A 12,406-nucleotide genomic window follows, 5' to 3' on the forward strand; every position below is an offset into this window, starting at 1 on the left:
GAAACCGGCCGGACGGGGTATCAACTAATCTGGCGTTGATTTTTGGCACGCTGTTGAGTTCTCAAGGTGCGGACGCTTCCTTCGGTCCCGTTTCCGGGCCCTCCGGGCGCTTCCTTCGTTTCCGACTCTATCAGATCTTTCCGATCCGATTTCCCCGGTGCTTTCCGGGCCTTTTCGCTTTCGCTCCGGGCCCTTCCGGCGTGTCCACTACTTTAGCCGATTTCCCCGGCGACTCATAATCGAGCCTTTCGGAACTTAATTACGGCATGCCGAAATAAGCCCCGGAGGGATTCGTCGTGATCAGTGGATGGCCGCTCTCGGCGTGTCAGGAAAAACCACGACCTTCTCAAGCGGCTCGGGCCACGTTACGCCTCCGCTCGTCCCGGGTCAAGTCGTCGCTTCCGGGGCGTGTGGGGACGGTACGGACTCACGGTGGGGTCGCCGGCGATCCAGAAGCGCCCCTGTGCTCAGTCGGACGGCGCCAAGGAGGTGTGCGCCTGCCGTACGGGATCGCTGTCAGGGGTGCCGGTGAGCCAGGTGCCGTCGCCCAGGGGCACCAGTTCGTAGGCGCTGGTCGCCTCGATGGTGAGCTCACCGTCGACCTTGCCGGTGCGCACGTCGACCAGGTGGCAGCGGAACCACTCGTCCCCCTCCCTCTCGCCCTGGCCTTCGCGGCCCACGGTGACGATGGCCAGGTCCGGAGTCAGGTAGCCGCCGCTCCATTCCACCCACGTTTCCTCCGGGTCGTGTCCGAGGGCTTCCACCGGCAGGGTGAACAGGACGTCCCCGCTGGGATGGTGGTGGAAGGCGACGTCCGCCTGGCCGTGGTCGACGGTCATGAACTGCTTGCCGTCCGGCGCCAGGTCGATCAGACAGCGGTCCGACCACGGATACGTCACGAATTCCGGCTCGCCGTCGGCCCCTGCCGCCATTCTGACGATGACGGAGCCGTCCTGGCCCTCCCCGACGTCGAGGTACATGCCGCCGTCCGAAGGGTGCACGTGCTGGAAGGCAGCATGCCCGACCGTGTCCAGCTCCCGGCGGGCGAGAACAGCCCCGCTGTCGGCGTCGTGCATCACCCACTGGTCCGCACCCCCGCGTCCGGCCATCCCGTCCGGGCGGAAGACCCATACGCTCCGGCCGTCCAGGGACAGCTCACAACCAGGGTGGTGGCCGTGGGGCCGGTCCGAGTGCGGTTCGAACTTCGACGTCCACACCACGTCACCGGCGCGCGTGAGGCAGACGACGCCGTTCAGCGTCGTGTAGACGACCCGTTCCAGACTCGGCCAGACCGCCGACTCCACCACCTCGTCCCCGCGCCGGGGCCGGAACACCGCGGCGGGCTCCAGCGTCCCCAGCGCTCCGGAGTCCACCACGTACGCGAGGATCGCCCCGTCGCGGTGGCGCGTGACCACCTTCGAAGGCCGCACAGGATTCATGCACGGAGGCTAGCCCCCCGCTCGTCCGGCCCGGCTTCCGCACCGACTCACCCGCGGGCCGTGGGAAAAGGCGCGCGGCGGCTCAGGATCCGGCGGGCGGTTCGGCTCGCGGGCTCAGTCGGTACGCCGAGACCGTCGGATCACCGGCGAGGTAGAACCGGTGTTCCCAGTCGTGGGCCTTGCTCACGCCCACCCGGGGGCCGACCCGGATGAGCGCGCCGGGCACCGGCTCGCCCTCGGACAGCGTGACCGAGGTGCCCGTCAGGAGGTCCGCGCCGTTGTGCTCCGCCGTGATGCCGAGTGCCTGGCCGACGTTCCCCGGGCCTCGGGCGAGACGTGGGGTCTCGACCCTTTCGCCCCGCCGCCTGCGGGCCAGGTCCTCGCCCTCGACGACCCGGCCCGCCCGGACGAGGACACCCGAGGCGATGCCGTCCGTTCCGGTGACGACGTTGGCGCACCAGTGGAGGCCGTGGGACCGGTAGACGTAGAGGTGTCCCGCGGGCCCGAACATGGTGGCGTTGCGGGCAGTCCGGCCGCGGTACGCGTGGGAGGCCGGGTCGGCCGTACCGGAGTACGCCTCGGTCTCCGTGATGGCGATGCTCACCGTCCCCTCGGAGGTCGTGCAGGTGAGGACGCATCCGAGCAGCTTGGGGGCGACTTCTTCGGCGGGGTGCGCGAGGAGATCGACGTTCATGCGGACCACCTTGGCATGCGGTGGGTGAAGTGGCGGCCCGGGAGGTCGGGGGCGGCCTCCAGGACGGGGCGGTCGAAGGAGCTCCGCGGGAGCGGCGTACGGTCAGGGCTCTCGCTCATGGCGTCCGAGCGCGACGGGGAACACGGGGAACACGGGGGACACGGTGGAACCGGCTACGGTCGTCGGGCGTATCTAGGGGACAGGACCGACGAGGAAGACGAGGAAGAGGTTCGACATGGGATTCAAGAAGCTGCTGGCGAGTCTGGGTGCCGGTGGGGCGACCGTGGAGACGGTGCTCACCGAGGAGAACGTGGTGCCGGGCGGCGTCGTCCAGGGCGAGGTCCGGATCCAGGGCGGCACCGTCGACCAGCAGATCGAGGGCCTGTCCGTCGGGCTCCAGGCGCGCGTCGAGGTCGAGGGCGGCGACCAGGAGCACAAGCAGGACGTCGAATTCGTGAAGGTGCGGCTCGGCGGGGCCTTCGAGGTGAAGGCCGGGGCGGTGCACGTGGTGCCGTTCGGGCTGGAGATCCCGTGGGAGACGCCGGTCAACACGATCGCCGGGCAGCGGCTGCGCGGCATGGAGATCGGGGTGAAGACCGAGCTGGAGATCGCGCGCGCGGTGGACTCCGGCGACCTCGACCCGATCAACGTGCACCCGCTTCCGGCGCAGCAGGCGATCCTCGACGCCTTCCTCCAGCTGGGCTTCCGCTTCAAGAGCGCCGACATGGAGCGCGGGCACATCCGCGGCACGCGCCAGCGGCTCCCCTTCTACCAGGAGATCGAGTTCTTCGCGCCGCAGCAGTACCGGGGCCTGAACCAGGTGGAGGTCAGCTTCGTCGCGGACGACCGCGAGATGGACGTCGTCCTGGAGATGGACAAGAAGCCGGGCCTGTTCACCGAGGGCAGCGACTCCTTCCGGGCGTTCAAGGTGGGGCTGCACGACTACCAGGGCACCGACTGGGCGGCGTACCTGAACGCGTGGCTCGCCGAGGTCGGCGGCCGGCGCAACTGGCTCTAGGCTCGACCGCGCAAGACGAGACGGACGATTGCGAGGTTCCGACATGTCCGAGGGTCAGCGGGCGCCGCTCCCCCACGCCTTCCATCCGCCGGTCGCCGCGTTCACCGCGACGAGCGACGACGTGGCGCCGGGCGGGGTGCTGAAGGACGACCAGGTGTACGCGGCGGGGAACACCTCCCCCCAGCTGAGCTGGGAGGGGTTCCCGGAGGGGACCAGGAGCTTCGCCGTCACCTGCTTCGATCCGGACGCGCCGACCGGCAGCGGGTTCTGGCACTGGGTCCTCTTCGACCTCCCGGCGTCGGTGACGGAGCTCCCGGCGGGCGCCGGGTCCGGCTCCTTCGCGGGGCTGCCGGCCGGCGCCGTGCACGTACGGAACGACTACGGGTCGAAGGAGTTCGGCGGGGCGGCCCCGCCGGCCGGGGACCCGGCGCACCGCTACGTCTTCACGGTGTACGCCGTGGACACGGAGAAGCTGGGGCCCGACTCCGACGCGTCGCCCGCCGCGGTCGGCTTCCACCTGCGGTTCCACACGCTGGGCCGGGCCCAGTTGATCGGTGAGTACGCGGCTCCCGCGGCAGGCTGATCGTTCGTTTGTTGTTTGCCCGCTTCTGGTCTTGGAGAGATCAGAAGCGGGCATCTTTTGTTTCGCACGAAATTACGTTGTCCGACCCGGCCGGCCCGGCCATCGTTGATCCAAGCCCGCGGTCCTAGGGAAGGACCGGGCCGGCACACGGGAGGTGGGCACCATGCGGGACACGCTGGTTCTGAACGCGAGCTTCGAGCCGCTTTCGACGGTCACTCTCAACCGCGCGGTGGTGCTCGTCCTCCAGGACAAGGCCGTCGTGGAGCAGTCCCATCCCGATCTGCGGGTGCGTGCCGCCGCCGTCGACCTTCCGGTGCCGCGGGTGATCAGGCTCTGCCGCTTCGTCCGGGTGCCGTTCCGAAGACAGGCCCCGTGGTCGAGGAGGGGGGTGCTGGTCCGGGACCAGCACCGGTGCGCGTACTGCGGGAAACGGGCGTCGACCGTGGACCACGTCGTGCCGAGGGCGCAGGGCGGTGGGGACAGCTGGCTGAACACGGTCGCCTCGTGCGCGGAGGACAACCACCGCAAGGCGGACCGGACGCCGGAGCAGGCGGGGATGCCGCTGCTGTACCAGCCGTTCGTGCCGACGCCCGCGGACGCGATGCTGCTGGCGATGCGGGCGGGCGAGCGGTCGGAGCTGCCGGAGTGGCTGGCGCGCGCCGCCGCCTGAGCCGTACCGCGTGGTGAGGGCCCGTCCCTGGTGAGGGGCGGGCCCTTCGGCGTGCCGGGGCTACCTCAGGGTGAGCTGGAGAATGGCGACCACGCCGACGGCGATGATCACGCCGCGCAGGACGGCGGGCTTGAGGCGGCGGCCGACCTTGGCGCCGATCTGGCCGCCGAGGGTGGAGCCGACGGCGATGAGGAGGACGGCGGTCCAGTCGAAGTCGGCGACGAAGAGGAAGAAGACGGCGGCGACGCCGTTGACGAGGGCGCCGAGGATGTTCTTGACCGCGTTGATCCGCTGGAGGTCGTCGTGGAGGAGCAGGCCCATCAGGGAGAGGTAGAGGACTCCCTGCGCGGCGCCGAAGTAGCCACCGTACATGCTGGCGAGGGTGAGGCCGACGAGGAGGACGGGGCCGCCGTCGGGGTGGGCCTCGCTGCCGGTCCGTTCGCGGCGGCGCTGGACGGCGGCGGCGATGCGCGGCTGGAAGAGGACCAGGACGAGGGCGAGTCCGATGAGGACGGGGACGATCGCGTCGAACGCCTCGGACGGCAGGGCCAGCAGGAGGACCGCGCCGATCAGGCCGCCGACGAGGGCGGCGGCGCCGAGGCGGAGCACCCGGCGGGTCTGGCCCTTGAGTTCGCGGCGGTAGCCGATGGCCCCGCTGATGGAGCCGGGGACGAGGCCGAGGGCGTTGGAGACGTTCGCGGTGATCGGGGGCAGGCCGGTCGCCAGGAGGACCGGGAACGTCAGGAGCGTCCCCGATCCGACGATGGTGTTGATGGCGCCGGCCCCGATGCCGGCGGCGAAGACCGCCAGGGCTTCCCAGATGGACAAAGCCGCTTCCTCACATGGTCGGTGAATCGCCTCCCCGCCCTGCGTGGAGCAGGGTCGAGGGGCTCGCACCGATCATGCCCGGGATTACGTGTACGTGTCAGTCAGTCGACGGTGGGTTCTTCGCGCCGCGCGGACGGGACGTCCTTGGTGAGCGGGGAGGGCGCGGGGGCGCCGGGCGCCATGCCGCCGAGGGCGCCGGAGAGGCCCTTGAGGGCGTCGCCGATCTCGCTGGGCACGATCCAGAGCTTGTTGGCGTCGCCCTCGGCGATCTTCGGGAGCATCTGGAGGTACTGGTACGAGAGGAGCTTCTGGTCCGGGTCTCCGGCGTGGATGGCCTCGAAGACGGTGCGGACGGCCTGGGCCTCGCCCTCGGCCTTCAGCGCGGCGGCCCGGGACTCGCCCTCGGCGCGGAGGATCGCGGACTGCTTCTCGCCCTCGGCGCGGAGGATCTCGGACTGCCGGACGCCTTCGGCCTGGAGGATCGCGGCGCGCTTGTCGCGGTCGGCGCGCATCTGCTTCTCCATCGAGTCCTGGATGGAGGTCGGCGGCTCGATCGCCTTGAGCTCGACGCGGTTGACGCGGATGCCCCACTTGCCGGTGGCCTCGTCGAGGACGCCGCGGAGGGCGGCGTTGATGTCCTCGCGGGAGGTGAGGGTCCGCTCCAGGTCCATGCCGCCGATGATGTTGCGGAGCGTGGTGACGGTGAGCTGCTCGATGGCCTGGATGTAGCTGGCGACCTCGTAGGTCGCGGCCCGGGCGTCCGTCACCTGGTAGTAGATGACGGTGTCGATGTTGACGACCAGGTTGTCCTGGGTGATCACCGGCTGGGGCGGGAAGGGGACGACCTGCTCGCGGAGGTCGATGCGGTTGCGGATCGTGTCGATGAACGGGACCACGATGTTGAGGCCGGCGTTGAGGGTGCGGGTGTAGCGCCCGAAGCGCTCCACGATCGCGGCGCTGGCCTGCGGGATGACCTGGATCGTCTTGATCAGGGCGATGAAGACGAGCACCACCAGAATGATCAGGACGATGATGACTGCTGACATCGTGTTCCCCGTGCCCTTCGCTGCCGGTTGTCTGCCGGGTTTCTTCCGATGATCGAGTTTCCCAGACGCCGGGGCGTCGTGGGGCGGGGTTCGGTCAGATGACCACGGCGGTGGCCCCTTCGATCTCGACCACGTCGACCTCGTCGCCCGGCTCGAAGGTCCGGGTCGCGTCGAGCGCGCGGGCGGACCAGATCTCCCCGGCGAGCTTGATGCGGCCCCCTTCGGCGTCCACCCGCTCCACGACCCGGGCCTGACGGCCCTTCAGGGCGTCGATGCCGGTGGCGAGGGCGGGATCGGCCGCGCGGTGGCGGGCGGCGATGGGCCGCACCACGGCGATGAGGGCGACCGAGACCACCACGAAGACGATCACCTGTGCCACGACCCCGAAGCCGAGGGCGGCCGTGACCGCCCCGGCGACCGCGCCGACGGCGAACATGCCGAACTCCGGCATCGCGGTCAGGACGAGGGGGATGCCGAGCCCCACCGCGCCGATCAGCCACCAGACCCATGCGTCGATGTCCACGGGTCCCATGGTAGGCGGGTGGGGTCGAACGGGACAGGGCGCGGCGCCGGAACTGTGCGGGTCACGGCGTCAACGGCCCTTTCCGGCCGGGCTACTTGAGGGGCAGGCCCCGGGCGGTCCAGCGGTCGCCGAGGCGCTCGACGACGAGCGGAAGGCCGAAACAGAGCGACAGGTTGCGGGAGTTGAGCTCGGTCTCCATGGGTCCGGCGGCGAGCACCTTGCCCTGACGGATCATCAGGACGTGGGTGAAGCCGGGCGCGATCTCCTCGACGTGGTGGGTGACCATGACCATGGAGGGGGCGTACGGGTCCCGGGCCAGCCGGCCGAGGCGGCGGACCAGGTCCTCGCGGCCGCCGAGGTCGAGGCCGGCGGCGGGCTCGTCGAGGAGGAGGAGCTCGGGGTCGGTCATCATCGCGCGGGCGATGAGGGTGCGCTTGCGCTCGCCCTCGGAGAGGGTGCCGAAGCGGCGGTCCAGGTACTCGTTCATGCCGAGGCGGTCGAGGAAGGCGCGGGCGCGGGCCTCGTCGACCGGGTCGTAGTCCTCGTGCCAGGTGGCGGTCATGCCGTACGCGGCGGTGAGGACGGTCTGGAGGACGGTCTGCCGCTTGGGCATCTTCTCCGCCATCGCGATGCCGGCCATGCCGATGCGGGGGCGCAGCTCGAAGACGTCGACGCCGCCGAGGCGGTCGCCGAGGATGGTGACGGAGCCCGTGGTGGGGAAGAGGTAGCTGGACGCGAGGTTGAGGAGGGTGGTCTTGCCGGCGCCGTTCGGGCCGAGGATGACCCAGCGCTCCCCCTCCTTGACCGACCAGGAGACCTCGTCCACCAGAGCGCGTCCGTCGCGGACCACGGATACGTCCACCAGCTCCAGTACATCGCTCATGAGCGCGTTGTCTCCCCTTGCCGTCGAGTCGTGTCGGCTCGTGTCGTCACCTCGCGCCGCGGGCGCGGCGTCCACGGGAAAACCTACGTCATCGGCGGGGCGGGCCGGTCCCTAGGGCTGGTCCCCGGGGCCGGTCCGGGTGCCTACTCTGGGGGGATGCTTTCGGAACCACGTTCAGGACGCCTGGCCGCCTGGGGCAATGCCCTGCTGGCCGGGGCGGTGTCGCCGGACGACGCGGCGCAGGCGATTGTCGGGGAGGACGCGGCGCACCGGGTGGTGGGGCTGCCGGGTGAGGCGGGGCCGGTGGGGCTGACGCTGGCGCTGGGGCGGCTGCGGCGGCTCGGGGTGACCGGGTGGCGGGTCGCGCTGCCCGCGCCGGGGCATCCGCTGGGGCTGAGCGGGCCGCCGGAGTTCAACGCGCGGGCGCTGGACGCGGCGGAGGCCGCGGTCGGCTTCGGCGCGCCGTACGGGCTGGTGCCGGAGGTCTCGGAGGCGGGGCCCGCGGGGGACGTGCACGTGGAGGTGGTGTGGCGCTGCCTGGCCGTGCGGGAGGCGCCGCCGGCGGACGTGCCCTCGCTGGGCGAGGCGGAGCGCGAGCTGGCGGAGGCGCTGCGGGAGGCGACGGCGGCGCTCACCCGGTTGGACGTGGCCGCGTCGGGCCCGGCGGCGGAGGCGGCGCGGGACGCCTACCGGGCGCGGTCGGAGGCGGGCGGCGAGGTCCTGGCCCCCGGCTACCCGCCGCGCGCGGTGCGGGTCCTGGAGCTGGCCCGGCGGATCGGCCTCCTGGTGGAGCTGGCGTACGGCGGCGGCCACGGCGGCGCGGTCACCTCTTCGGAGATCGCGGCGCGGGGTGCCGCGCTGGCGCCGGTGGAGCGGGTGGCCCGGCGGGCCCAGGTCGCCGCGTACAACGCGTACGTGGAGGAACGGGAGCGCGGGCGGGGGTTCTGAGCAAGGGCTGAGCGGGCGGGGACGCTTCCGGTCGGTGGTCGGGGTCCGGCGCGGCGGGCCGGACCCCGGGAGGCGCCCCGGCGCCGCGCGGTGCGAGGGACGCGGGAGGCAGAAGGGCCCCGCGGCGCGGGGTGCGCGCGGTGCGAGGGCTGCCGCGCCGGGGCCGGGAAGGGGTCGGCCCCCGGAGGGGACGCCGGGGGCCGGGAGGGGTGCGCGGGTCAGCCGTTGACGGCGCCGTTGCCGAAGGCGGGGTTGAGCAGGCCGATCACGTTGACCGTGTTGCCGGAGACGTTCACGGGGACGTGGACCGGGACCTGTACGAGGTTGCCGGAGGCGACGCCCGGGGAGTTGAGGGCCTTGCCGGTGGCCTCGGCGCCGTGGGCGGAGGCGACACCCGCGCCGGCGGCGACGATGCCACCGGCGACCATGGTGAGGGCGGCGGCCTTCTTGAGGTTCTTCACTTGGTACTTCCTCCTGGTCCCGCTGCGGCCGGTCCGCCGCAGCACGCCCTGGAGAACGCCGCTCCCCCCTTGAGGTTGCGCCGAACGGGGGACATACACCCGACGGTATGACGTATTGAACGGTCGTGCGCCCGGCGTGTTCGGGGGGCGCGTCAGCCGGTGAGGCCGTTCCGGACCGCCCAGAGCGCGGCCTGGGTGCGGTCGGCCAGGTCGAGTTTCATGAGGATGTTCGAGACGTGCGTCTTGACCGTCTTCTCGGAGAGGACGAGGGCGCGGGCGATCTCGCGGTTGGAGCGCCCGTCGGCGATGAGGCCGAGGACCTCCCGCTCGCGCTCGGTGAGGGTGGTGCCCCGGCCCGTGCCGCCCTGGGCGTCGTCCTGGGCGAGGAGGGCGCCCGCGACCTCCGGCTGGAGCAGGACGTGCCCGGCGTGGACCGCGCGGATGGCCCCGGCGAGGGCGTCGGGGTCGATGTCCTTGTAGACGTACCCGGAGGCGCCGGCGCGCAGGGCGGGGACGACGGTGCGCTGCTCGGTGAAGCTGGTGACGATGAGGACCCGCGCCGGGTTGTCGAGGGCGCGCAGCCGCCGCAGGGCCTCGATGCCGTCGGTGCCGGGCATCTTGATGTCCATGAGGACGACGTCGGGGCGGAGCTCCTCGGCGCGGGCGACGCCCTCGGCGCCGTCGGCCGCCTCGCCGACGACGGCTATGTCGTCCTGCACCTCCAGGAAGGTGCGCAGGCCGCGGCGGACGACCTGGTGGTCGTCGACCAGGAGCACGCGGATGGGCTTGTCAGCCACCGGGGACCTCCATGTCGATCGTGGTGCCCTCGCCGGGTGCGGAGGTCACGGTGAGGGCGCCGCCGACGCCCGCGGCGCGGTCCCGCATGGAGACCAGGCCGAGGTGGCGGCCGGCGCTGTGGACCCGCCCGGGGTCGAAGCCGCGGCCGTCGTCGGCGACGGTGAGCCGGGCGCCCTGGCCGTGCCGGGCGAGGGTGACGGTGACGAGTCCGGCGCCGGAGTGCCGCAGGGCGTTGTGCAGGGCCTCCTGGGCGACCCGGAGGACGGCCTCCTCCTGGGCTGCGGGCAGGGCCCGTACACCGGGACTGTCGAAGACGACGCGGGCGGCGTGGGCCCGGTCGAGGACCTGGATCTGGGTGCGCAGGGTGTGGACCAGGCCGTCCTCGTCGAGGGCGGCCGGGCGGAGCTCGACGACGGCGGCCCGCAGCTCGTCGGCGGCCTCGGCGGCAAGGTAGGCGACCTGCTGGAGCTCGCCCTTGGCGCGGGCCGGGTCGCGGTCGACGAGGGCGGCGGCGGCCTGGGCGGTGAGCCGGAGGGAGAAGAGCTTCTGGCTGACGGCGTCGTGCAGCTCGTGGGCGAGCCGGGAGCGCTCCTCGGCGATGGTCAGCTCGCGGCTGCGCTCGTACAGCCGGGCGTTGGTGAGGGCGATGGCGGCGTGCTGGGCGAGGATGCCGAGCAGTTCCTCGTCCTCGGCGGTGAAGCCGCAGCTCCCCTCGGGCTTGGGGCAGCGCTTGTTGGCGAGGAAGAGGGCGCCGAGGGTCTCGTCGCCGTCGCGGATCGGGAGGCCCAGGAAGTCGGAGAGGTCGGGATGGGCCTCGGGCCAGCCGCCGAAGCGGGGGTCCGCGCGGACGTCGGCGAGCCGCTCGGGCTCGGCCCGGTGGAGCATCGCGGCCAGGACGCCGTGCTGCCGGGGCAGCGGGCCGATGGCCTTCCACTGCGCGTCGGTGACGCCGTCGACGACGAACTGGGCGAAGCCGCCGTGGTCGTCGGGGACGCCCAGGGCCGCGTACTCGGCGTCGAGCAGTTCGCGGGCGGAGGCGACGATCGTCCTGAGGACGTCGCGGACCTCCATCCGCCTGCTCATCGCGAGGAGGGCGGTGCTCACGGCGGCGAGGCCGGAGCCGGGTCGGTGGCTCATGTCCTCACCGTACCGGCGGGGTACGGCCCTCCGGATGGGGCTGTGGACGGCGGTGGGGCGGGGCGCGGGACCTAGGTCGAAGTACCCCCCTCCCGCCTCGGACCGGTCCCGGAGGGGCGCCGGGCCCGGAGGGAGGAAAGGGGAGCACGCGCGCGTACGTGCGTACGCGCGTGCACGCCCGTTCCGGGAGGACGGGGCCGGGCGGGGCCGGACCGGGGGCGGAGCGGGGGCGGGCCCGGAGGACGAGGGGCGGGCGGGAGTTCGTCCTCCTCGGGGAGGAGAAGGCTCACTGTGTGAATTGCTTGCGCAACCCGGAGTAATTCCAGCGGGGTCGACGTGTGAGCCGCCACATAGGGCGCAGATCACTTACGAAGCGGGCTAGTGGAGGTTTATGGGGCGTTTCCTGCCGGGACGAACTGGACTTGTTGCCAACTGTCGGGCAGGGGTGCAGGGGCCGGGTCCACTATCCGGCTTCGTACGTCACCCCTTTGCCACGCAATTTTGCTGCCGCTAAGAATTGCCCCCGTCGCCGCCGAGCAGGCGCAGCGCCGCCCCGGCCCAGCGACCCCCAGCGATCCGAAGAGGTAGTCCTGCATGTCTCAGAACACCCCTGGCCACAGTCGTGGTCTGAAGAAGACCCACAAGGCCACGATCGCCGGTGTCGCCGCTCTGGGCGCCGCGGCCCTGACCCTCTCGCTCGCCACCGGCGGCCAGGGCTCGACCGAGGTCGAGCCGCAGGCGCTGACCGCGAACCAGAAGGTGGCGTGGGGGTACGACGCGGGCGACCCTCAGACGAAGGCGCTGGCCGCGAGCCTCGGCGACCAGCACACCGCGCTGGGCCTGAAGGCCAAGCAGGACGCGGAGACGCGCGCCAAGGCGCAGGCCGCCGCTCAGGCGAAGGAGAAGGCGGCGAAGACGAAGGCCGCCGCCAAGGCGAAGGCGGACGCCCGTGAGCGCGCCGCGCGGGCCGAGGCGAAGGCGAAGACCTCGGCGAAGAAGCGGAGCTCCACGAAGGCGGCCGCGAGCCGCTCCACGACCCGTGCGCCGATCTTCTCGAACAACCTCGACGGCTGGATCCGCGAGGCGCTGTTCATCATGGACAAGAACGACATCCCGGGCAGCTACCACGGCCTGCACAAGAACATCATGCGCGAGTCCAGCGGCAACCCGCTCGCGATCAACAACTGGGACATCAACGCCCGCAACGGCGTCCCGTCCAAGGGCCTGCTCCAGATCATCTACCCGACCTTCAAGGCGTACCACGTGCCGGGCACCAAGTTCGACCAGTACGACCCGGTCGCCAACATCGTCGCCTCGGCCAACTACGCGGCCGACCGCTACGGCTCGATCGACAACGTCAACAGCGCGTACTGAGCCC

The 12,406-nt window shown here is 71.9% G+C and carries 14 protein-coding genes; 5 read left to right on the top strand and 9 right to left on the bottom strand.

Annotated features, from left to right (window positions below):
- Window positions 1-467: 467 nt before the first annotated feature.
- Window positions 468-1,439: a hypothetical protein gene (locus IE219_RS12930; RefSeq protein ID WP_189976818.1), complete on the bottom strand. Its 972-nt coding sequence runs from the start codon at window positions 1,437-1,439 to the stop codon at window positions 468-470.
- An 82-nt stretch (window positions 1,440-1,521) separates the two neighbouring features.
- Entirely contained in the window at window positions 1,522-2,133 is a 612-nt protein-coding gene (locus IE219_RS12935) for a DNA-3-methyladenine glycosylase (protein WP_189976819.1), read from the bottom strand.
- 235 nt (window positions 2,134-2,368) lie between these two features.
- Here IE219_RS12935 and IE219_RS12940 point away from each other — a divergent pair, with 235 nt between their 5' ends.
- From IE219_RS12940 to IE219_RS12950, 3 genes are all read left to right on the top strand, one after another.
- Entirely contained in the window at window positions 2,369-3,151 is a 783-nt protein-coding gene (locus IE219_RS12940) for a sporulation protein (RefSeq protein ID WP_189976820.1), read from the top strand.
- Window positions 3,152-3,194: 43 nt separating this feature from the next.
- On the top strand, window positions 3,195-3,734 hold the full coding sequence (locus IE219_RS12945) for a YbhB/YbcL family Raf kinase inhibitor-like protein (RefSeq protein ID WP_189976821.1): 540 nt from the start codon (window positions 3,195-3,197) through the stop codon (window positions 3,732-3,734).
- Between the two features lie 163 nt (window positions 3,735-3,897).
- Window positions 3,898-4,404 (top strand): HNH endonuclease, encoded by a 507-nt coding sequence (locus tag IE219_RS12950; RefSeq protein WP_189976822.1) that lies wholly within the window; start codon window positions 3,898-3,900, stop codon window positions 4,402-4,404.
- A 60-nt stretch (window positions 4,405-4,464) separates the two neighbouring features.
- On the opposite strand, the gene IE219_RS12955 is transcribed toward IE219_RS12950, so the two are convergent.
- The 4 genes from IE219_RS12955 to IE219_RS12970 all read right to left on the bottom strand — a co-directional run bounded on the left by IE219_RS12955 (window position 4,465) and on the right by IE219_RS12970 (window position 7,684).
- Entirely contained in the window at window positions 4,465-5,232 is a 768-nt protein-coding gene (locus tag IE219_RS12955) for a sulfite exporter TauE/SafE family protein (RefSeq protein WP_189976823.1), read from the bottom strand.
- 101 nt (window positions 5,233-5,333) lie between these two features.
- A complete protein-coding gene (locus IE219_RS12960; protein ID WP_189976824.1) occupies window positions 5,334-6,278 on the bottom strand; it encodes an SPFH domain-containing protein in 945 nt (314 codons plus the stop codon).
- 94 nt (window positions 6,279-6,372) lie between these two features.
- On the bottom strand, window positions 6,373-6,801 hold the full coding sequence (locus tag IE219_RS12965) for an NfeD family protein (protein ID WP_189976825.1): 429 nt from the start codon (window positions 6,799-6,801) through the stop codon (window positions 6,373-6,375).
- A gap of 91 nt (window positions 6,802-6,892) precedes the next feature.
- Entirely contained in the window at window positions 6,893-7,684 is a 792-nt protein-coding gene (locus tag IE219_RS12970; protein ID WP_189976826.1) for an ABC transporter ATP-binding protein, read from the bottom strand.
- Between the two features lie 156 nt (window positions 7,685-7,840).
- On the opposite strand from IE219_RS12970, the gene IE219_RS12975 reads away from it, so the two are divergent.
- The gene (locus IE219_RS12975) at window positions 7,841-8,632 is read left to right on the top strand and encodes an Rv1486c family protein (RefSeq protein WP_189976827.1); all 792 of its coding nucleotides are present in this window, start codon (window positions 7,841-7,843) and stop codon (window positions 8,630-8,632) included.
- Window positions 8,633-8,850: 218 nt separating this feature from the next.
- On the opposite strand, the gene IE219_RS12980 is transcribed toward IE219_RS12975, so the two are convergent.
- From IE219_RS12980 to IE219_RS12990, 3 genes are all read right to left on the bottom strand, one after another.
- The gene (locus IE219_RS12980) at window positions 8,851-9,093 is read right to left on the bottom strand and encodes a chaplin (protein WP_189976828.1); all 243 of its coding nucleotides are present in this window, start codon (window positions 9,091-9,093) and stop codon (window positions 8,851-8,853) included.
- 152 nt (window positions 9,094-9,245) lie between these two features.
- On the bottom strand, window positions 9,246-9,890 hold the full coding sequence (locus IE219_RS12985) for a response regulator (RefSeq protein ID WP_189976829.1): 645 nt from the start codon (window positions 9,888-9,890) through the stop codon (window positions 9,246-9,248).
- Window positions 9,883-11,028, bottom strand: a complete 1,146-nt coding sequence (locus tag IE219_RS12990; RefSeq protein ID WP_189976830.1) for a GAF domain-containing sensor histidine kinase — start codon at window positions 11,026-11,028, stop codon at window positions 9,883-9,885. The genes IE219_RS12985 and IE219_RS12990 overlap by 8 nt, the downstream gene beginning before the upstream one ends.
- A gap of 594 nt (window positions 11,029-11,622) precedes the next feature.
- On the opposite strand from IE219_RS12990, the gene IE219_RS12995 reads away from it, so the two are divergent.
- Window positions 11,623-12,402, top strand: a complete 780-nt coding sequence (locus IE219_RS12995) for a transglycosylase SLT domain-containing protein (protein WP_189976831.1) — start codon at window positions 11,623-11,625, stop codon at window positions 12,400-12,402.
- The last annotated feature ends 4 nt before the right edge of the window (window positions 12,403-12,406 follow it).

The sequence above is a fragment of the Streptomyces termitum genome, assembly GCF_014650175.1.
GTDB classification, from domain to species: domain Bacteria; phylum Actinomycetota; class Actinomycetes; order Streptomycetales; family Streptomycetaceae; genus Streptomyces; species Streptomyces termitum.

Bases quoted from the DNA above. Each gene is read 5' to 3' on its own strand.
- IE219_RS12930 (WP_189976818.1), bottom strand. From the start codon at position 1,439: ATGAATCCTGTGCGGCCTTCGAAGGTGGTCACGCGCCACCGCGACGGG.
- IE219_RS12935 (WP_189976819.1), bottom strand. From the start codon at position 2,133: ATGAACGTCGATCTCCTCGCGCACCCCGCCGAAGAAGTCGCCCCCAAG.
- IE219_RS12940 (WP_189976820.1), top strand. From the start codon at position 2,369: ATGGGATTCAAGAAGCTGCTGGCGAGTCTGGGTGCCGGTGGGGCGACC.
- IE219_RS12945 (WP_189976821.1), top strand. From the start codon at position 3,195: ATGTCCGAGGGTCAGCGGGCGCCGCTCCCCCACGCCTTCCATCCGCCG.
- IE219_RS12950 (WP_189976822.1), top strand. From the start codon at position 3,898: ATGCGGGACACGCTGGTTCTGAACGCGAGCTTCGAGCCGCTTTCGACG.
- IE219_RS12960 (WP_189976824.1), bottom strand. From the start codon at position 6,278: ATGTCAGCAGTCATCATCGTCCTGATCATTCTGGTGGTGCTCGTCTTC.
- IE219_RS12970 (WP_189976826.1), bottom strand. From the start codon at position 7,684: ATGAGCGATGTACTGGAGCTGGTGGACGTATCCGTGGTCCGCGACGGA.
- IE219_RS12975 (WP_189976827.1), top strand. From the start codon at position 7,841: ATGCTTTCGGAACCACGTTCAGGACGCCTGGCCGCCTGGGGCAATGCC.
- IE219_RS12990 (WP_189976830.1), bottom strand. From the start codon at position 11,028: ATGAGCCACCGACCCGGCTCCGGCCTCGCCGCCGTGAGCACCGCCCTC.
- IE219_RS12995 (WP_189976831.1), top strand. From the start codon at position 11,623: ATGTCTCAGAACACCCCTGGCCACAGTCGTGGTCTGAAGAAGACCCAC.